This is a genomic window from Streptomyces sp. NPDC088400, from assembly GCF_044753355.1.
GTDB lineage: Bacteria > Actinomycetota > Actinomycetes > Streptomycetales > Streptomycetaceae > Streptomyces.
On the sequence record NZ_JBIVMZ010000003.1, the window covers coordinates 497,011 to 516,038 of the forward strand.

The window sequence follows — 19,028 nt, forward strand, 5'->3', positions numbered from 1 at the left end:
TCAATCCGCGCGTCTATACGTCGGACAGCGGAACAGAATAGAAAACAATGAGGGAGAATGAGGAGGAATCATTGACGGAAGAGTTGTCCCGTAATCCGGAAGCGCGCCTGGCATTACGGGACAACCCTGAGGTCCCTCAGAAACTCAACTCGCTCAGCGGGCGGCGGCGCGGCGGTAGGCGCCGACGGCCGCCGGGACAACGGCGGACAGCACCAGGGCGCTGAGCACCAGCGACACCGGCACCGGATGCTGGACGGGGAACGCCCCTTCGCCGGTGCCCGTCGTCGTGTTGCCGAACAGCTCGCGGCAGGCGGCCACCACGGCGCTGACGGGATTCCACTCGCACAGCCACCGGAGCCAGCCCGGCAGGCCGTCCAGCGGGATGAAGGCGTTCGACAGGAACGTCAGCGGCATCACCAGCATGAACGCGATGGAGTTGACCGCCTCCGGGCTGCGCGCCAGCAGCCCGATGAGCGCACCGAGCCAGGCCATCGTGTAGCCGAGCAGCAGGAGCAGCCCGAAACCGGCGAGGGCCTTCAGGAACCCCTCGTGCACCCGCCATCCGATGAGATATCCGACGATGGCCATCGTGACGCAGGCGATGACCGCCAGCGCCAGGTCGGAGAGGGTGCGCGCGATCAGCACGGCGGACCGTGACATCGGCAGCGAACGGAACCGGTCGACCACGCCGTTGCTGAGGTCACCGGCCACGCCGAGAGCGGTGTTGCCCACATTCGTGAGCATCATCTGAGTGAAGATCCCCGCCATCAGATACGAGCGGTAGTCGCTGCCCGGCACGGAGATCGCGCTGCCGAACAGGACGCCGAAGACCACGACGTACGCGACGGGCATCAGGGTCACGCTGAGCAGCTTCTCCGGGATGCGCACCAGGTGCTTCATATGCCGGCCGACCAGCGCGGACACGTCACTGACAAGATCCACCATGAGGTACTCGTCCTACCTTTCGCTGCTGGTCGCGGAGCCGGTGAGGGCGAGGAACACATCGTCGAGCGACGGCCGCCGGACGGCGAACCCGACGGTCCTCGCGCCCGCGGCGTCCAGTGCGGCGGCGGCCTCGGACACCGATTTCAGCCCGTCCCTCAGCGAGACGGACACCATGCGGCCGTCCTGCGCGACAGCGGGTTCGGAGGCGGCGGTGGCCCGCAGCGCGCTCACGGTGGCGGGGACGTCGCCGCTGTCCGCCAGGGACACTTCGAGCCGCTCCCCGCCGACCTTGGCCTTCAGCGCGTCCGAGGTTCCGTCGGCGATGACCCGGCCCCCGTCGATCACCGCGATGCGGTCGGCGAGCTGGTCGGCCTCCTCCAGGTACTGGGTGGTCATGAGTACGGTCACGCCGCCCGCCAACTGCTCGCGGATCATGTCCCACAGGGTGAGCCTGCTGGTCAGATCAAGGCCGGTCGTCGGCTCGTCCAGGAACAGCACCTTGGGCTCCGCGATGAGGCTCGCGGCCAGGTCGAGCCTGCGCCGCATGCCTCCGGAGTACGTCTTGACCTGGCGTTCCGCGGCGCTCGCGAGATCGAGCCGGTCGAGCAGTTCGCCGGCCCGCGCCTTCGCCGTGCGGCGGCCGAGGCGGTACAGCGTGCCGATCAGCCGGAGGTTCTCCCGCCCGGTGAGCCGCTCGTCGAGAGCCGCGTACTGGCCGGTGAGGCCGATGCTGCGGCGCACCTCGCGCGGCTGCTCACGAACGTCGTAACCGGCCACGCGCGCCCGGCCCTCGTCCGGTTCGAGCAGCGTCGCGAGCACACGCACGGTCGTCGTCTTGCCCGCCCCGTTGGGTCCGAGGATCCCCAGCAGCGTTCCGGTGGGCACGGAAAGGTCCACACCGCGCAGCGCCTCGTGGTCCCCGTACCGCTTCCGAAGCCCTTCCGCCTCGATAGCGATTTCCATGAATGCACCTCACGTGCTCGAGATTGCGCGGAGTTCCGCGGCCCCCATTCGCTCAATCGCCGTGCGGCGAGAGACTCCCGGGAAGGCAGCGTTACTAAAGCACTCCGGGCCTCCCCTGACAAGCTCCTGTCAAACCCCTCATGCAACTTGCACTGATAATTGAACTATGAACAACGAACCGCTATCACCCGGACGAGATAGACATTTCCCCGCTTCACCCCCCTCCGTCCGGCCCACTGGTGCCGTGAGCGCCACCTGACGTTCCGACAACGCTTCGAAAGTGCCCATGAGGAGAACAGAAGGAAAATGTTGCCGTACCGATTTCCGGAAGTGTCGCCGACAACGCTGTCGGCAAGCCATCCTCAGTGCGTCGCGTACGGAGCGGCGGACAGGCAACAGACGGGGGCACGGATGAACGAGCGGCTCGGGCGTGACGAGGAGGACGCGCACGTGAGGCACCCGCACGGCTCGGGCCCCACTCCCCCGGCGTGGTTCCGACGGTTCACGCCGATACCCCGCCCACGTACGCGCCTGGTGTGCTTCCCTTACGCCGGCGGTGCCGCCAGTGCCTTCCGTACCTGGCCACGCCATCTCCCGGGGACCGTCGAACTGCTGGCCGTGCAGTACCCGGGACGCCAGGACCGGCTCCAGGATCCGTGCGTGGACGACATGGACGCACTCGCGGAACCGATCGTCGAGGCACTGACGCCCTGGCTCGACCGGCCGCTGGCCCTGTTCGGGCACAGCATGGGCGCCTCCGTGGCCTTCGAAGTGGCCCTGCGAATCGAGGAACGGCACGGGGTCGAACCGGCCGCGCTGTTCGTCTCGGGCAGGGAGGCACCCGGTCACACGCGTGAATCCGCCCTCCACGAACAGGGCGACGAGGCACTGATCGCGGACGTTCTACGGCTGGACGAGGCCGCGGCGCCCGTACTGCGCGATCCGGATCTGCGGGAACTCGTGATGGGATCGATCCGCGCCGACTACCGGCTGAGCGAGACGTACCGACCGCGGCCCCACGCGTCGACCGGCGCCCCCATCACCGCTTATGTGGGGCGGGACGACCCTGACATCGACCCCGCGGACATCCGTGCCTGGTCCCCGCACACCCGTGCCGGCTACAGCGAGAGGATCTTCCCGGGAGACCACTTCTACCTCGTTCCTCACGAGGCGGAGCTGATCCAGGACGTGGCGGCGAAGCTCAACACCGCACCGTGACCGCGACGGTGGCGCGCGGGACGCCGTATCACCCGCTGCGCAGGGCCGATGTGGTCTTGCCGGTGCGTTCGCGCAGGAGTACTCGCAGGGTGTTGGGGTGTTCGTAGCCGACCTTCCGGGAGATGGTCTCCAGAGACATGCCGGTGGTGCGCAGCAGGTGGCAGGCGCGTTCGATTCTCAGGTCCTGGACGAATCGGATGGGGGACGTTCCGACGGTGCGCCGCACGGAGCGCTGCAGGGTCCGTTCGCTGACGCCGATGGCTTTGGCCGCGTCGGGAATGCTGATGGGTTCGTCCAGACGCTCGCGGATCCAGAGTTCGAAGGCGGCGACGGCGGGATCGCCTTGAGCCAGGGCTCCGGGAATGGTGTACGCGGACTGCGACGGGCGTTCGTCGACCACGAGGTAGCGGGCGACCAGGTCGGCGAGTGCCGGGCTGCTCGCCCGGACGATCGCCAGCGCGAGGTCGACATGGCCGAACGCCGCTCCGGCGGTGGTGATGCCCTTGCTGGTGATGACCATCCGGCTGTGATCCACCTGGACCCTGGGGTACCTGTTCCGGAAGGTCGGCGACAGCCACCAGGTCGTCGTGGCGCGCACGCCGTCCAGGATTCCCGCCTCGGCCAGCAGGAAGGACCCCGTGCACGCCGACGCGATGGCCGTGCCGCGCTCACGGGTACGCGCGATGAGGTCGCGGACGGGAAGGGACCCGTCGCCGCCCACACGGTCGAGCAGTACCGAAGGCTCGCTCTCCGCGAGTCCCGGAACGACCAGGAGGTCCACTGTCTGCGCGCGCTCAAGTGGCTCAGGCGCCACGGTGAGTCCCGCCCCGGTCCGCACCTGTGCGGTCGAGCCGACCATTGTCACGTTCCAGGTGGGCGATTCGTGAAGCCGTCCGCCCAGCGCGTTGGCGTTGCTCAGTACGTCGAGAATCGCCGCGAGCCCCGAGTCGAACACCCCGTCGAAGACGACAACTCCTACATGCATGGCGGGAACGCTATCAGTCGTGTCGTTTCTGCCACTGATGCGGTCACAAGCCGTCCCCGTAGGTTCGTTGTGCGCCGGGATCCCGGCAGTCCTTGGACCGGCCGGCGATTGGGGGGTGGGAGAAGGAGCGGGGGTGGGTGCGTGCAGGTGCGAGGCGGAGGACCGAGTCAACGCGGAGCGTTGGTGACGGACGACAACGCCGCGGATGCGTGTGCCCACCCCCGCGACGCCGCCCCCCAATCGCCGGCCGGTCTTAACACGAGGAGCGGTCACATGAAGGTCGGTCTGCTGGTACGCATCGAGGCCAAGCCGGAACATGCCGACGAGGTGGCCGCAATGCTCCGCGGCGCACAGGAGCTGGCCGAACAGGAGCAGGGCACGGTGGCGTGGTTCGCGTTCCGTCAAAACGCCACCACCTTCGGGGTGTTCGACGCTTTCGAGGACGAGCGGGGACGCCAGGCGCACCTGGCGGGCCGGATCGCCGCGGCACTGGGGGAAGCCGCGCGGACGAAGCTGAGCGCGCCGCCGGTGATTGCCCCGGTCGACCTACTGGGGACCAAGGTCTCCTGACCGGCCGTAAGCTGGTCGAGCAAGCACACGCGGGCTGCCCGTACTCCAAGGCCACACGCGGAACATCCCCGTCGAACTCGTCGTGGAGTAACAGCCCGCCCCCATCCGCACACCGCTCAACTGCCAACCCCCACGTGCGACCCGAGGGGTGGGGCCCGGCACCGACCGTGCCGGCCCCACCCTCAGCGGCATCAAACAGGGCGGGATACCCACCTGCCCGTGGCCCTGGGTGTTGGCAGCCCTGAGTGAGGTCTCCCGGACTTCCGTGTCCGGGCCATGCGATCACGTGATGTGACGGCGACATCGTGCCGTCGTTCTGCAGAGGAGATTGATGTGACCAGCGCACAAGTGCCGGCGGAAGCTCAGGAATATGAGCAGATGATGGGCATGGTGACGGGTTTTTGGGTTACTCAGACGGTTCGGGCTGCCGCGTTGTACAACGTCGCGGATCATCTCGCGGCCGGGACCGACACCGCTGAGGCGATCGCCGAAGCGGAGTCCACGGATCCCGACGCCACCCGCCGTCTGCTGCGCACCTGCGCTTCCCTGGGCCTGATGACCTCTGAGGACGGGCGTCACTTCACCGGCACGTCCCTGCTCAGCACGCTCCAGAAGGACGCCCCCAACTCACTGCGGCACTTCGCCATCTCCCAGTCCGCACCGGGCCACTGGCTGCCGTGGGGCATGTTTCCCGAGGCTGTCCGAACGGGCCTGCACCAGGTCACCGCGGCCCACGGGGAAGCGAACATCTTCGACTACTTCTCCAAACACCCCGACGAAGCGTCCTTCTTCACCGAGTCCATGAGCAACTTGTCATACGCCGCCGCCCTCGACATCGCCGCCGTGCTGGACACAAAGGGCACCGGCCTCGCCCTGGACATCGGCGGGGCCAGTGGTGACGTCATCCGGGCCATGATGAGGGCCAACCCGGAGCTCAACGGCGGGGTATTCGATCTGCCCCATGTAGTTCCCGCCGCCGAGGAAGCCGCCAAGGCCGAGGGACTGGAAGGGCGTTTCACCACCGTCGGCGGGGACTTCTTCGAGTCGGTTCCGGCAGCGGACCTCTACGTGCTCAAGTACATCCTGCATGACTGGGACGACGCCAACTGCGTCCGCATCCTTCAGAACTGCCGGGAGTCACTGGCTGAGGGCGGCCGTATAGCCGTCGTCGATCTCCTCGTGGAGGAGACCGGCAAGCCTGGGCTCGCGCCGTTGATGGATATGAACATGCTCGACATGACGGGCGGCAAGGAACGTGAGATCGCCGAGTTCGACTCCCTGTTCGCCGCGGCCGGCCTGCGCCGCGTCAATGTGAGCTCTGCCGGAGCGTTCGCCGTCATCGAAGCACAGCCCACACCCTGACCCCACGAATCCACCACGCGACCCGGCCCGCCTTGCTCCCGAGCCGCCTTGCCAGAGCCGGGCCTTGAACTCGGCAGATGGTCCGGCGCTACCTCGGGGGCGCGGCGCGGCCGGCTGTCAGACGGTTCGGACAGGAGTGGCGGCACCGAGAAGGGCCAGACAGTTCCTCCACAGGCCGTCGAGGTTCCGCGTGTTGTTGTACAGCTTGGCGAAGAGCACCTGACCCTCAAGCTGGGCGACAACGGATCGTGCGGCCTCGTGTGTGTCGGCGACGGCGGCCTCTCCGCGTTCGCGGGCTTCGCCGACAACACTGTCGACCATGTCGACCTGGGCATCGAAGATCTGTTGCAGGCGTTCGCGGATGGCTTCGGTCTGGTTGCTCATCTCCAGGGTCAGGTTCCCGAACAGGCAGCCCGAGATCGTCCCGCAGCTCTCCTGCCCGGCGCGCTGGCCTGCCTCAGTGGCCTCGAACAGCTTCCGTAGCCGCTGAAGAGGCGGGTCCTCGCTGTGCAGAATGCGGTTCCAGCTGTCGCGCTGGCCCGACCAGTGCTCATCGATGACGGCCAGAGCGAGCTCTTCCTTGGAGCTGAAGAAGTAGTAGAAGCTGCCTTTCGGTACGCCTGCCGCCTTGCAGATCTCGGCCACACCCAGTGCGGAGTAGCCGTGCAGCTCGATAAGTGTCTGCGCGGCGCCGAGAATCCTCTCTCTTGCATCGCTGGTTCGTCCCATGTTGCGAGTCTACGACCGGTCGACTAGTTTTTACTAGACCGGTCGGCTACATTGCCGGGGGCTCCGGCCCTCACCACCGCCGAAGAGTGACTCACCGTGACTCATCACAAAGGAAGCCATCATGACCGACCCGATGCGCGAGACCCTCGATCGCTGGAAGGCCGCCTTCGACGGTCACCAACTGGACGCGATGGCCGATCTGTTCACGCCTGACGCCCTCTTCCAGGGCTTCGGCCCCGAGGTCGTCGCCGGTCGCGACGCGGTGCGCGCGTACTACGCGGCGGTGCCGGACGACCGCAGCGCCGACGTCACCGTCCTGAGTACGTACACCATCGGCGAGCAGGTGGCAGGAGGATTCGCCGATGTCACCTTCCGTGACCCCAAGGGCTGGGAGGCGGCGGTACACCTGTCCCTGACCCTTCGGCGCGAGCCCGACGCATGGCGGATCCGCCAGTACCACGTGTCCCGCGTCACCACCGAACACTGACCAGCCGGGCCGAGCCCACCAGCGAACAGCGAAGGCCCGATCAACCGGGGCCCATCACCACCGGCGTCAACCGGACCGGGCGGGTAAGACCGTGTTCGCCACTCCGGACGGAGATTTCATGAGTGACAAGATCGCCCTGTCGACATGGCCCACGCCGATGGAGCCGATGCCTCGCCTCGGGGCGGCCCTGGGCTTGCACGAGGACGACCTTTGGATCAAGCGGGACGATCTGATCAGCCTCGGAGGAGGCGGCAACAAGGTCCGCAAACTGGAATGGACCGTCGGCGCCGCGGTGGCGACGGGCGCGGACACCCTGGTCACCACTGGTGCCGGACAGAGCAACCATGCCCGGCTCACCGCGGCCGCGGGCGCCCGGCTCGGACTTGACGTCGTACTCGTCTTTCCCGGAACACCTGACAGCGCGGCGGACGCTTCCGGCAACCTTGTCCTCGACAGCCTCTTCGGAGCCCGTGTCTTCTGGGCCGGCGACAACCGTCCCAGCGAGATGGCCGGTGTGGCCGAAGATGTCTGCCGGCAGTTGAGCCGCGACGGAGCGCGACCTTGCTTGATCCCCTTCGGGGGCTCAAGTCCCCTCGGAGCGCAAGGTTATGTCGAGGGTGGCGAGGAACTTCGCTCCCAATTGCCCGACGTGGAACACGTTGTCGTGGCCGCTGGTTCCGGGGGAACCATGGCCGGCCTGATAGGCGCACTCGGCGAGGAGCGTGTCCTCGGCGTCCACTGCGGGGCAGTGGCGGATCCGGCCGCGACCGTGGCCTCTCTCGCCGGAGCGCTCACCCACCGCGACATCGCTCCCGCTTCCCTGCGCATCCGTACCGACCAGGTCGGCGCGGGATACGGGGTCCTCCATGAACCCGTTCTGGAGGCGATGAAAAAAGCCGCGGTCACCGAGGGCATCATTCTGGACCCCGTCTACAGCGGACGTGCCATGGCCGGACTCATCGCCGCTGTCCGGGATCACGACATCCGCCCGGGCCAACGCACCGTGTTTCTCCACACCGGTGGGCTTCCGGGGCTGTTCGGACATCCGGAGACCGTGCACCGATCCGTCACGGCACTGCGCTCCCACAACCCCGGCTGAGCGGGCGCCCGCTTGCCCTTGCCGGCCGCGACGTACAGCTGCCGGCGCGGTCGGCGAGGGAGGTGGCGATACCTTCCTTTATCAGTGGTTTTCCGATGAGTACCGGTCGGAAGGATCAACTGGACCGATCGTGGGGGTGGGTCGCATGCTGGTCGCGTGTCCAAGAATCTCTCCCGCTCCAGCAGCTCGGCCCCGCGCCACCTGCCGTGGTTCGTACGATCCGATGCCAGGACCTGGACCTGTGCGCCTCCCCCGGCCGAGGTGCGGGACTTCCATGCCGGTCAGCCCGGCTACGCGCCCACCGCGCTGACCGAACTCCCCGCTCTGGCCGGGGAACTCGGTGTCGGGCGGGTGTTCGTCAAGGACGAGTCCTCGCGTCTGGGGCTGCCCGCGTTCAAGGCGCTGGGCGCGTCCTGGGCGATTCACCAGGTCCTGTCGCAGCGGACGAACGACGGCGGCCGGGTACTGCTGGTCACCGCCACCGACGGCAATCACGGCCGGGCCGTGGCCCGTATGGCGCGCCTGTTCGGACAGCATGCCCACGTCTTCGTTCCGCAGGGCGTGCACCCGACGGCCGTGGCCGCCATCGAGAACGAAGGCGCGGACGTCACACTGATTCCCGGCCCCTACGACGAAGCCGTGCGCCGGGCGGCCGACGCGGCAGCGGACGGGCGGGACGCCGTGCTCGTACAGGACACCGCCTGGCCCGGCTACGAGCGGATTCCCGGCTGGATCGTGGAGGGCTACTCCACTCTGTTCGCCGAGATCGACGCACAGCTGGGTGCCGTGGGTGCCAGGGCGCCCGGCCTGGTGGCCGTCCCGGTGGGCGTGGGCTCGCTCGCGCAGGCCGCCGTCGCCCACTATCGCAGTCGGCCTGCCGGGCCCGCTCCGGCTGCCCTGTTGTCGGTGGAGCCCGACTCCGCGGCCTGCGTCCTGGCCAGCCTCGGCCGCCGGGAGCCGGTCAGCGTGCCGACCGGCGCCACCAGCATGGCCGGCCTGAACTGCGGCACCGTCTCCAGCTTGGCGTGGCCTTTTCTGCGCGACGGCCTGGACGCCGCTGTCGCGGTCACGGACGCCGACAGCGCCGCCGCCGTACGCACCCTCGCCGCTGTCGATGTCTCCTCGGGACCCTGCGGTGCGGCCTCACTGGCGGGCGCCCGCGCCGTCCTGACCGGTGAGGGCGCCGCCGAACGCCGTACCGCCCTGGCCGTCGGTCCCGCCTCGACGGTCGTCCTGCTCAGCACCGAGGGCACCGCCGCCAACCCCCACGTCCAGGAGGAGCGGCCATGATCCCCGGCCGGGACCGGGGACCGTCGGTCGGTCAGCAGGAAGAGTTGGTCTGGGTGAGCAGGCCGAGCCGCCACGGCAGACTGTTGTAGTCGCCGCTCGCGCCGGGGTCGAGGCCCTGGTACAGGTACTGGAGTCCGCAGGCGGGGATGGTCAGCGTCTGGTCGTAGCCCGCGCGGATCATCTCGCCGTGGCTGACGTCCTTGGTCCAGGACCCGGCCGGGAAGGTGACGTTGTTCGCCCGGGCGAACGGGTTGCTCTCCGAGGCGGCCAGCGCCGTCCACGAGCCGGAGAGGCTGGTGGTGGTCCAGGAGCGGAAGTAGCGCCGCCCGTCGGACCCGATCGCCTCGACGAGCAGTAAGTACTGGTTACTGCCCTGCACCTTGTAGACGTTGCTCGCCTCGAACAGGGCGTACTTGGAGTCCTGGGCCGCGATGACCGTGTTGGTGAACCCGTTCGGGAACTGGGACGCCGTCGTCTGCGAGCGGTACAGGTGTCCGTTGTCGTCGGAGGAGAACAGGTAGCAGTTGGCGCTGTCGCAGATCACCCACATGTCCACCCAGTAACCGTTGCCGATGTTCTGCCGGATGATGTCCGGCATCGACGAGTAGAAGTTGCGGGGCGCGCTCCAGCCGTTCGGGTTACCGATGTCCGGGTTGGTGGAGAACGACGCGTTCCCGGTCTGGTACACGAGGTACCAGAGGCCTTGCGGGGCGTAGTAGAAGACCTGCGGCGCGGCCCGGTATCCGGTACCGATGGCGGTGCGGTCCAGGTAGTGGTGCGTGGCCGAACCCGCCTGGGACCAGTCGCTGAAGCTCAGGTACACCAGGTTGTACCCGGAGGCGCTCGCGGTACTGGCGAACACGTGGTATTTGCCGTTGTAGTGGACGACCGAAGGGTCCTTGATCCCGGCGATCTTGTGGGTCGTGTCCGGCTTCGGGGCGATCAGCGCGCCGCCGGAGCTCCAGGAGAAGCTGCCCGGCAGGGCGGCCGCCGAGGAGGCCGAGCGGGTGCTCGCGGTTCGCGCCGCCGTGGCCCCGCTGCCGCCCAGCGCGGTCAGGGTCGACTGGTAGGCCGGCTTCTTGTTGCCGCTGCGGTCGAACAGCAGCGGGTTCTCCGTGCTGCGCCAGGAGTCGCTGTCCCGGATGCCCCACACCGTGATCCCGGTGCACCGCGAGACGTTCATGCACGCCCGGACCGTGGTGGCGTACGCGGTCGTCGGAGCCTGCGCGATGTCGAGTTCGGTGATCTGTACGTCCACACCGAGGGCCGCGAAGTTCGACAGCGTGGTCTGGAAGCTCGCGGGCGGGCCGCCGGTACCGAAGTGCGCCTGGAAACCGACACAGTCGATGGGCACGCCCCGTGACCTGAAGTCGCGCACCATGCGGTAGACACCCTGGGTCTTCGCGGCGCTCCAGTCCTCGATGTTGTAGTCGTTGTAGCAGAGCTTGGCCGCCGGGTCGGCCGTCCGCGCGGCGCGGAAGGCCTGCTCGATGAAACCGTCGCCCAGCAGGTTCTGGAAGACAGAGCTACGGTGCCCGCCGCTCCCGCCGTCGGCGAAGGCCTCGTTGACCACGTCCCAGGCGTAGACCTTGCCCTTGTAGTGGTTCATCACCGTGGTGATGTGGTTGTTCATCACGGTGCGCAGCGTGTTCGCGTCCGTGATGGAGCTGACCCAACTGGGCAGTTGAGAGTGCCAGACCAGCGTGTGACCGCGCGCCCGTTGTCCGTGCGCCGAGGCGTGGCTGACGATCTGGTCGGCGGGAGCGAAGTTGAACGAGCCGCGGGAACGTTCAATGGTGTCCCACTTCATCTCGTTCTCGGGCGTGACCATGTTGAACTCACGGTCCAGGATGCCCGCGTAGGTGGTGTCGGCGAGCTTGCCGGCGGCCACGGCGGTCCCGAAGTACCGGCCGGACTGGGCCGCCTGGGCGCCCAGGGTGGTGGCCCGGACGTCGGCCGTGGGTACGGCCGAAGGTACGGCCGTGGCGGTGCCGGTCGCCATCAGCGCGGTCGCGGCCAGCAGGCCCAGCGCCGAGGCCCGGCGCCGACGTATTCGCTTTCGCTTCAGAAAGTTCATTCGCTCTCCTCGTACGGTCAGATGCGGGTCAGGAACGGCAGTTCAGGGAGTGGACAGCTCGAACCCGGGTGAGCGATCCGGGCCGTGAGGGGCGCTGGGATGGTCCCGGCCCGTCCAGGAGACGGGTCGGTTCCGCCGCGCGATCACCATGTGCGCCCTTGCGGATCCGGCACGATGGCGCGCGGGAAGAGCCTTACCGGTGCGGATGGTGCGAGGCGCTGTCCAGCTCGGCCCGTGCTGCGGCCGGGAGTGTGATCGCTCCGTGGTGTTCGTGATATCGAACGCTGCCCGTACCTTCGGACATCAAGGATGATAGGAGGAGCGCGGCGAGCGTCAATACCCCTCGCAGCATTCGGCTTTCACGTCGAAATGTTTCGCGGCGCCCCGGAACTCAGGGGCACGGTACGGGTCGGCGAGCCGCATCCGCCGCTGGGCCCGGGGCAGGGGCCCGGAGCAGGTCGTTCATCCGGCGCCCTCCGGACCGTCTTCGGCGACCTGCTTCAGGGTGCGGCCACTGCGCACCGAACGGGCCCGCCGCGGATCGGGGGCGGGTTTGCCGTCGGCAAGAACGTCCTTCTTCTTCACCAGCAGCCAGGCCTCGCGCTCGCCGGAGTCCTCGCCTCCGCGGAAGCGGGTGAGCGCGTAGGCGCCGTGCAGTTTGGATCCGTCGAGGCGGAAGGTCGCGTGGCCGTGTTCCAAAGCCTCGGCGAACGTGCGGCCCTTGTCGTCGGTGCTGCCTGCCAGTGGTTCGTACGTGCCCTCGTCCCAGACGATCACCGTCCCCGCCCCGTACTCGCCACCGGCGATGACGCCCTCGAAGGCGCGGTACTCCAACGGATGGTCCTCCGTGGGCATCGCCAGCCTTTTGTCGTGCACGTCGGCGGAGGGGCCTTTCGGCACGGACCAGGACTTGAGAACCCCGTCGACCTCGAGACGGAAGTCGAAGTGCATCGAGGTGGCGTCGTGAATCTGGACCACGAAGACCGGCTTCCGACCGGCGGCCGTGCCCTCGCCGCGCGGCTCGCTCGTACGGTCGAAGTGCCGCTTTCCCCGGTACGTGGTCAATGTGCCGTCGCGATTGTCGTTCACGCCTGCCGCCTCCTGCGGGACGACTGCCGGCTCCCTCTTCCACTGTCGTACCTCGGGGCACCGCTCGCACGTGCGCCCGCTGCCTGGAGCCGAGCTGACGGTGGCGGTCCGCGAGCGTCCTTGAACACCTGCCGGGCAGGACGTGGTGTGCGTCCTGCCCGGCGCTCTCCGCGGCGAGCAGGAGGCGGGAGGTGACCGGAAACGGCCAGGGAGGGGTCAGGGGGTGCGAAGGTACTCCGCCAGCTTCCCGATGAGGCGGGCGGCGCTTTCCAGGTCCTGGGCGCTATCCGTCAGATTCCCGGCGAGCAGCTTCTCCTGCGGCCCTTCCTTCCCCTCCCCCTCCGCGTCGGACTCCGGTCCGGAAACGGTCGTACCCCGGTACCCGGTGGGGGCCTCTCCGGCCGGCCCGTAGTAGCCGATGAAGTCGGACGCGGCGAGTGCGGGAGCGTGGTCGGCACCGGCGAGGAGCTCGACCTGGCTGAGCTGGATCTCGTGGCCGCCGGCGTTGTCGGTGATGCGCAGCCGGTAGCGGCGGTAGGACGTGGTGTTGGTGAAGGGGAAGTCCCTTGTCTCGAAGCGGTGTGTGAAGCGCTCGCCGGTACGGGTGTCGAGCGTCGTCCACGTGCTGCCGTCGTGCGAGCCCTGGAGGTGCCAGTCCCGCGGGTCGCGGCCCGGCGCGTCGTTGGCGGAGGTCAGCCTGTACGACGCGACGGCGGCCGGGCGCTGGAGGGTGAAGTCCAGGTCGGCGGTGTCGTCGTGTACCAGCCACTTGCTCCGGGACTTGCGGAGCAGGTTGCGCGCGACCTCCCCCGCCGCCTCGAACTCGTCGCTCGCCTCGACACCGGTGACCGTGTCGGTGATGTCGAGCAGTTCGCCGGTCGCGGCATGACCGCCGGCCGTGGTAACGGCGGCAGACAGCGTGACCGAGGCCGCGTTCCCGCGCCGGTCGCTCCAGGACACCCGCTCCACGGGCGTCGCACGCCCGTCGTCGAGCAGGAGTCGCAGTTCACCGGAGGGACGCCAGTCGCCGTCCTGGCCCTCCTCGGTGGTGAACCGGTGCAGCGGGGCGTCCGTGGTGCCGTCGGGGTAGGCCCAGCGGTCCATGAGCGTGCCGAGGAACTCGCCGAGCACGCCGTCGGCGGCACGGTAGTGACCGCGGAAGCCGGACATGTCCGGTCGGAAGGCTATCGCCGCTTCCGCGCCGTCCGTCCCGCGCCAGGAGAGCTGCGCGGGAACCGCGCGGTCGCCCCGGTCGATGTGGAAGAGCAGCCGCGAAGTGGGCTGCCACACGGCGGAGTCGGCCGGACGCTGCTCGGTATCGAACGCGAAGACCGACCGGGTGCTCGCCCTGGCCGCCATGGCGCGCTGGGCGCGGCCGCTGTCGTGGGCGGGGTCCAGGGTGATGGTGGTCAGCCGGATCAGTTCCTCCTCGCCGGCGGGGCTGCGTATCTCCAGCAGGTTGTCGCCCGGCATCAGCAGTTCTCCCGGGAGGGACAGGACGCTGTCCTGGGGAACACCGTGTCCGCCGGCCCCGGGGAACGCGAGCCCCTCCGCCACGGCCTTGCCGTTGAGCAGGACGTCCATGGGAACGCTCGCGCCGAGGGTCGTCACGGTCAGGACGGCCCCGGCGACTTCCTCGCGTCCGTCCGTCGTGAAGTCGAGTTTGATGTATCCGTCGGAGCCCAGCGCGAGATGCGAGGGCGCCACCCCGCACCGGTGATACCCCACGACGGCGTTCGACAGCCGGGCCGGAGTGGTGGAGAAATCTGCGAAGACCGGATCCATGAGCGTCCCTCAGTAGTCGTCCTGCGATGGTGATCCACGGCCAACTCGTCTCCGCGGATGGCAAGAAGCTACCGGCACCCACTGACATCGCGAGCAACCACTGGCGATCCGGCCCGCTAGCCGGTAGCGGCGGAGTGTCCGTCGCGGCCCGGAATCCGCTGGTCCAGCCGCCTGTGGCTAAACTCCGGGACCACCACCGGGCAGCCGGAGGACCCGCACCGCCGATCACGTACAAGGCCCAAGGAGAATGATGACAAGTCGTCACAATCGGTCCTCCCCGGACGGATCGTCACGTGGTTCCTCGACTGCGGGAAGCGCGGCTCCGTCGGCCGCCAAGCATGGGCCGTCCGTTCGCAAGGCGGTCCCGCTGACGTCGGTGCGAGCCGACCCGGGCCGAATACTGGCGCCGGCCGCACAGCCCGCCGCCGGTGCGGCGCGCGGTGAGGGCGAGGAGACCGCACGGTCGCGACCGGACACCGCGTCGGTCGCGGCGACGGACGCACTCGTGCCCGCGTCTTCCGGCACCACGAGCGGCACGAGCGGCACGAGTGCCGCGAGCGGTACGAGCGGCACGACAGAGGAAGGGGCGGCGACAGGCGCGGCGGCCTCGCGACAGCAGGCGGAGTCGACCGAGCAGGCCGAGCCGAAAGCCACCGGGCGTACGCGTGAACAGGCGGCGCGGACGGCGCAGTCGGCGTCGGCCGGAGCACCGGAGGACGAGGTCGTCACGCTGGCCGTGGCGGGTGGGGCCTCCGGCGACGGAACGGCGCGTGGCGACGATGAACCGCCCTCCGGGAACCAGAAGAAGCCACTGCTCGCGGCCGCGGGCATCGCGGGCACCGTCCTTCTCGCCGTGCCGCTGCTGATCTGGGCCACGGACGACTCGGAGCGGAAGTCGGACAAGTCGTCGGTGGCCGCCGACGCCAACACCGTCCTCGGCGACAAGTCCCCGGACGCGCGGCAGGGCAACTACGCTCCGGCGGAACCCACAACGAAGCCGACGACCACAAAACCGACCACGGCGGGCAAGGACACCAAGGCGCCGTCGCCCTCGACGACCCCGCGGACGAACGCTCCGCAGTCGGACCGGACCACTCCACCCAAGGCCACCAAGGAGACTTCGGGCGGGGGCGCCGGCAAACCGACCGCCGACGCAGTGGCCCACAACACAGTGAACCTGGCCCGGGGCAGGTCGGTTTCGGCCGACAGCCACGTGGAGGACTTCGTGGGCTCGCATGTCACGGACGGCGACGCCGCGACCTACTGGGAGAGCACGAAGGGCACGGACACCTTCCCGCACTCGATCCGCGTCGACCTCGGGGCGGAGAAGAGCGTCTCCAAGATCGTGCTGAAACTGCCCCAGGTCGCCGACTGGAACTCCCGTACCCAGACCCTGTCGGTGTGGGGCGCGCACAACACCTCCAACGCGTTCACACTGGCTTCCTCAGCCGGTTACACCTTCGACGCGGCCACCGGAAACTCCGTCACCATTCGCTTCAGCAACACCGCGACCCGCTACATCGAGCTTCGATTCACCGCCAACAGCGGGTGGCCCGCAGCCCAGTTGTCCGAACTCGCGGCCTACTGAAGATTCCCGGCCCAGCCTTGGGGACGTTGGTGAAGGATGCCTCTTCGGTCTCACCAACCCCTCCTGTCACGCAGAGCGTTCGATCTGTCGCTCATCGCCGGCGGTAGGTGCTGATCAGTGTCGCGCGCCCTCGGTGCTCTCCCGCAGGACGAGACGGTGTGCCACGACGCGGTCCTGCGGTGACAAGGGAGCCGCTGCCGTCTCGTCCGCCCCGTCCCCCGGCCGGTTCACCTCGTCGATGCGGTGCCGCAGCAGTTGGACGGCGGCCTTGGCCACCGCCCCCTTGTCGGGGGCCACGGTGCTCAGTGTCGGGACGCTGTACCGCCCGCCCTCCACGTCGTCGAAGCCCATCACGGCGATGTCCTCGGGCACCCGTACACCGTGTTCGTGCAACGCGCGCAACGCTCCCAGAGCCAGCTGGTCGTTGAGGCACAACAGCGCGTCGGGGCGTGCGCCGCCGCTCAGAGCCCGGGTCACCGCGTCGGCCCCGTCGGGCATCCGGAAGGCCGCGACGGGCAGCAGCGCCGCCGGGTCATAGGCGATACCCGCCGCCGACAGGGCCGCCCGGTATCCGCGGGTGCGCGCCTCGGCGGTGCCCAGTCCCGGCCTGTCGCGGCCCCCGATGACCAGGATGCCGCGGTGTCCGCGAGCGATCAGGTGCTCGGTGGCTTCCCGCGCGGCCCGTTCGTTGTCGATCGCCACGTGGTCGGCCCCCTCCTCCAGCAGCTCGCCCAGCAGGACCGTCGGCGGCGACGCCGCGTTCTCGCGCAGGTCGTCGGAGGTCAGGGCGAGCGGACTGAGGATGATGCCGTCGACGAAATCGGAGCCGAACCCCGAGAGCGCCGCAAGCTCGTGCCGGCGGTCCCCGCCGGACTGGTGGACCAGCACGGTCAGTGAGCACTGCTCGGCCTCGCGGATGACGTGCCGGGCGAGTTCGGCGAAGTACGGGACGTCCAGTTCCGGTACGACCAGGGCGATGACCCCGCTGCGCCCGGTGCGCAGATGGCGGCCCGCCAGGTTCACCCGGTAGCCGAGGTGGTCGATGGCCTCACGGACCACACGCCGGGTCCGGTCGGACACATGGATGTAGTCGTTGATCACGTTCGAGACAGTCTTCTCCGACACTCCCGCGTGCCGTGCGACGTCCTTGATCCTGGGTCGTGCCACTGCCACCTCCCCCGGCCCCCTTGTGCACTGCCGAGTCTATGCCGCGGCGGACCGTCTGATCACGGCGGCGTCCGACCTGGCCTGGCCTCCTCGTCGTAGACCCGTCCTGGGCTCCTCGCCGTACAGCAGGCAGTGCCGTAACTCTTTACAGCTGTTGTACATCGATGTAAAAACATGGCATCGCGCCGGTCGCCGGAGCGGTGCCCACCCGTTGCCCTCGGTGGGCCGCCACCGGTTGCCCATGCCGGTGGCCGCCGTCAACCGGCATGGTCGACCGGCCGTCGAAAGGTCCGTGATGAGTTCTTCCCCACCTGTCCCCGGGCCGCGGCCCGCGTGCACGCCCCCGCCGACGGCGGGCGTCGACCGCCGCGGGCTCCTGCGCTACGGCGCGGCCGGAGCCGGCGCCGCGCTGCTCGCCTCGGGCCCGCTGACCGGCTGCGCCTCGCCGGCCGCGTCCCCGGACGTCTCGGCCCTGAGCGTCTGGGACCCCTTCCAGGGCGGCGACGGCATGCTGATGGACGACATGATCAAGGCCGTCTCCACCGGCCGTGACGCCTTCACCGTCGACCGCACCATCCTGGAATGGGGGCCGTCGTACTACACCAAGCTCGCCATGTCGGCCGCCGGAGGCCGGGCGTCCGACGTGGCCGTTCTCCACCTCTCCCGGCTGGCCGGATACGCGCCCGGCGGGTTGCTGGACCCCTTCGACCTGGACCTGCTCGCCGAATTCGGTTGCGCCGAGGCCGACTTCACCGCGAACGTCTGGAAGCGGACTCAACACAGGGGGACCGTCTACGCGATCCCCCTGGACGTCCACCCCTTCATCGTCTTCTACGACCGGGACGCCGCGGACAAGGCCGGGCTCCTGGACTCCTCGGGCGAACTCGCCCCGATGGGCTCCCCCGAGGCGTTGCTGGACGCGGGCGAGGCGCTCGCGAAGGCCACCGGAGGCGCGGGCATCCTCTTCGGTCACGTCAACGACCCAGCACAGACCTGGCGGCTGTTCGCCGCCCTCTACGCCCAGACCGGCGCCGCTTTCACCCTTCCGGAAGGCGGCCCGGCCGAGATCGACATCGACGCCGCGAACCGGGTCGTGACGTTCATGCGGCGGCTCTTCGACGGCAGGACCAACCCCAACAACCTGGACTACTACGGTTCGGTGGCCACGTTCATCGGCGGCCGCGGCGGCATGGCCATGCTCGGCGAGTGGGAGCTGCCGACCCTGCGGAAGTCGGGCATCCCCCTGGGTGCCGCTCCCTTCCCCCAGGTCTTCGACCGCCCTGCCGTCTACACCGACTCCCACAGCTTCGTCCTGCCGCATCAGGCCGACCCGGACCCCGGGCGACGGCGCGAGGCCCACCGTTACGTCGCCCAGCTGCTCAAGCAGAGCCTCACCTGGGCGAGCGCCGGCCACATCCCCGCGTACCAGCCCGTCCTGGCCCGCCCCGAGTACGCGAAGCTCCGCCCCCAGTCGTCGTACGCGGACGCGGGCGAGGTGGCGGTGCTCGATCCGCCGAACTGGTTCGCCGGGGCGGCCTCGAACTTCCAGAACCGCATGTGCCAGCCGCTCCAGTCGGCACTGCTCGGCAACACCTCGGCCGAGAAGGCGGTGCGGCAGATGGTCCGCGAGGCGAACACGCTGCTTCATCAGCCCAACCCGGTGGCCTGACCGGA

The 19,028-nt window shown here is 69.0% G+C and carries 16 protein-coding genes; 8 read left to right on the plus strand and 8 right to left on the minus strand.

The genetic code is table 11. The features are described 5' to 3' along the window. Positions 1-153: 153 nt before the first annotated feature. Positions 154-945 (minus strand): ABC transporter permease, encoded by a 792-nt coding sequence (locus ACIQD6_RS09765; RefSeq protein WP_401880236.1) that lies wholly within the window; start codon positions 943-945, stop codon positions 154-156. A 12-nt stretch (positions 946-957) separates the two neighbouring features. Then, positions 958-1,908 (minus strand): ATP-binding cassette domain-containing protein, encoded by a 951-nt coding sequence (locus ACIQD6_RS09770; protein WP_401880238.1) that lies wholly within the window; start codon positions 1,906-1,908, stop codon positions 958-960. 534 nt (positions 1,909-2,442) lie between these two features. On the opposite strand from ACIQD6_RS09770, the gene ACIQD6_RS09775 reads away from it, so the two are divergent. After that, positions 2,443-3,126, plus strand: coding sequence for a thioesterase II family protein (locus ACIQD6_RS09775; RefSeq protein WP_401880239.1), 684 nt, complete (start codon positions 2,443-2,445; stop codon positions 3,124-3,126). Between the two features lie 28 nt (positions 3,127-3,154). Here ACIQD6_RS09775 and ACIQD6_RS09780 read toward each other — a convergent pair whose 3' ends face one another. Next, entirely contained in the window at positions 3,155-4,111 is a 957-nt protein-coding gene (locus tag ACIQD6_RS09780; RefSeq protein ID WP_401880241.1) for a GlxA family transcriptional regulator, read from the minus strand. A 273-nt stretch (positions 4,112-4,384) separates the two neighbouring features. Here ACIQD6_RS09780 and ACIQD6_RS09785 point away from each other — a divergent pair, with 273 nt between their 5' ends. Beyond that, a complete protein-coding gene (locus ACIQD6_RS09785; RefSeq protein ID WP_401880243.1) occupies positions 4,385-4,681 on the plus strand; it encodes a putative quinol monooxygenase in 297 nt (98 codons plus the stop codon). Positions 4,682-5,014: 333 nt separating this feature from the next. After that, positions 5,015-6,043, plus strand: a complete 1,029-nt coding sequence (locus ACIQD6_RS09790) for a methyltransferase (RefSeq protein WP_401880245.1) — start codon at positions 5,015-5,017, stop codon at positions 6,041-6,043. A 117-nt stretch (positions 6,044-6,160) separates the two neighbouring features. Here ACIQD6_RS09790 and ACIQD6_RS09795 read toward each other — a convergent pair whose 3' ends face one another. Next, complete coding sequence (locus ACIQD6_RS09795; RefSeq protein ID WP_401880247.1) at positions 6,161-6,772, minus strand: TetR/AcrR family transcriptional regulator; 612 nt, start codon at positions 6,770-6,772, stop codon at positions 6,161-6,163. Between the two features lie 121 nt (positions 6,773-6,893). On the opposite strand from ACIQD6_RS09795, the gene ACIQD6_RS09800 reads away from it, so the two are divergent. The 3 genes from ACIQD6_RS09800 to ACIQD6_RS09810 all read left to right on the plus strand — a co-directional run bounded on the left by ACIQD6_RS09800 (position 6,894) and on the right by ACIQD6_RS09810 (position 9,648). Then, entirely contained in the window at positions 6,894-7,259 is a 366-nt protein-coding gene (locus ACIQD6_RS09800; protein WP_401880249.1) for an SgcJ/EcaC family oxidoreductase, read from the plus strand. A gap of 118 nt (positions 7,260-7,377) precedes the next feature. Then, positions 7,378-8,358 carry a D-cysteine desulfhydrase family protein gene (locus ACIQD6_RS09805; protein ID WP_401880251.1) on the plus strand — a complete coding sequence of 327 codons (981 nt, stop codon included), beginning with the start codon at positions 7,378-7,380 and terminating at the stop codon, positions 8,356-8,358. A gap of 156 nt (positions 8,359-8,514) precedes the next feature. Then, a complete protein-coding gene (locus tag ACIQD6_RS09810) occupies positions 8,515-9,648 on the plus strand; it encodes a diaminopropionate ammonia-lyase (RefSeq protein WP_401880252.1) in 1,134 nt (377 codons plus the stop codon). A 31-nt stretch (positions 9,649-9,679) separates the two neighbouring features. Here ACIQD6_RS09810 and ACIQD6_RS09815 read toward each other — a convergent pair whose 3' ends face one another. From ACIQD6_RS09815 to ACIQD6_RS09825, 3 genes are all read right to left on the minus strand, one after another. Next, a complete protein-coding gene (locus tag ACIQD6_RS09815) occupies positions 9,680-11,725 on the minus strand; it encodes a non-reducing end alpha-L-arabinofuranosidase family hydrolase (RefSeq protein WP_401880254.1) in 2,046 nt (681 codons plus the stop codon). Between the two features lie 462 nt (positions 11,726-12,187). After that, a complete protein-coding gene (locus tag ACIQD6_RS09820) occupies positions 12,188-12,814 on the minus strand; it encodes a DNA polymerase ligase N-terminal domain-containing protein (protein ID WP_401880255.1) in 627 nt (208 codons plus the stop codon). 216 nt (positions 12,815-13,030) lie between these two features. Then, positions 13,031-14,599, minus strand: coding sequence for a discoidin domain-containing protein (locus ACIQD6_RS09825; protein WP_401880257.1), 1,569 nt, complete (start codon positions 14,597-14,599; stop codon positions 13,031-13,033). Between the two features lie 376 nt (positions 14,600-14,975). Between ACIQD6_RS09825 and ACIQD6_RS09830 the strand changes: the two genes are divergently transcribed. Next, positions 14,976-16,187 carry a discoidin domain-containing protein gene (locus ACIQD6_RS09830; RefSeq protein ID WP_401880259.1) on the plus strand — a complete coding sequence of 404 codons (1,212 nt, stop codon included), beginning with the start codon at positions 14,976-14,978 and terminating at the stop codon, positions 16,185-16,187. A 114-nt stretch (positions 16,188-16,301) separates the two neighbouring features. On the opposite strand, the gene ACIQD6_RS09835 is transcribed toward ACIQD6_RS09830, so the two are convergent. Beyond that, positions 16,302-17,354 (minus strand): LacI family DNA-binding transcriptional regulator, encoded by a 1,053-nt coding sequence (locus ACIQD6_RS09835; RefSeq protein WP_401880261.1) that lies wholly within the window; start codon positions 17,352-17,354, stop codon positions 16,302-16,304. 295 nt (positions 17,355-17,649) lie between these two features. On the opposite strand from ACIQD6_RS09835, the gene ACIQD6_RS09840 reads away from it, so the two are divergent. Beyond that, a complete protein-coding gene (locus ACIQD6_RS09840) occupies positions 17,650-19,023 on the plus strand; it encodes an extracellular solute-binding protein (protein WP_401880263.1) in 1,374 nt (457 codons plus the stop codon). Positions 19,024-19,028 lie beyond the last annotated feature (5 nt).

Bases quoted from the DNA above. Each gene is read 5' to 3' on its own strand.
- ACIQD6_RS09765 (WP_401880236.1), bottom strand. From the start codon at position 945: ATGGTGGATCTTGTCAGTGACGTGTCCGCGCTGGTCGGCCGGCATATG.
- ACIQD6_RS09800 (WP_401880249.1), top strand. From the start codon at position 6,894: ATGACCGACCCGATGCGCGAGACCCTCGATCGCTGGAAGGCCGCCTTC.
- ACIQD6_RS09815 (WP_401880254.1), bottom strand. From the start codon at position 11,725: ATGAACTTTCTGAAGCGAAAGCGAATACGTCGGCGCCGGGCCTCGGCG.
- ACIQD6_RS09770 (WP_401880238.1), bottom strand. From the start codon at position 1,908: ATGGAAATCGCTATCGAGGCGGAAGGGCTTCGGAAGCGGTACGGGGAC.
- ACIQD6_RS09805 (WP_401880251.1), top strand. From the start codon at position 7,378: ATGAGTGACAAGATCGCCCTGTCGACATGGCCCACGCCGATGGAGCCG.
- ACIQD6_RS09780 (WP_401880241.1), bottom strand. From the start codon at position 4,111: ATGCATGTAGGAGTTGTCGTCTTCGACGGGGTGTTCGACTCGGGGCTC.
- ACIQD6_RS09785 (WP_401880243.1), top strand. From the start codon at position 4,385: ATGAAGGTCGGTCTGCTGGTACGCATCGAGGCCAAGCCGGAACATGCC.
- ACIQD6_RS09840 (WP_401880263.1), top strand. From the start codon at position 17,650: ATGAGTTCTTCCCCACCTGTCCCCGGGCCGCGGCCCGCGTGCACGCCC.
- ACIQD6_RS09825 (WP_401880257.1), bottom strand. From the start codon at position 14,599: ATGGATCCGGTCTTCGCAGATTTCTCCACCACTCCGGCCCGGCTGTCG.
- ACIQD6_RS09795 (WP_401880247.1), bottom strand. From the start codon at position 6,772: ATGGGACGAACCAGCGATGCAAGAGAGAGGATTCTCGGCGCCGCGCAG.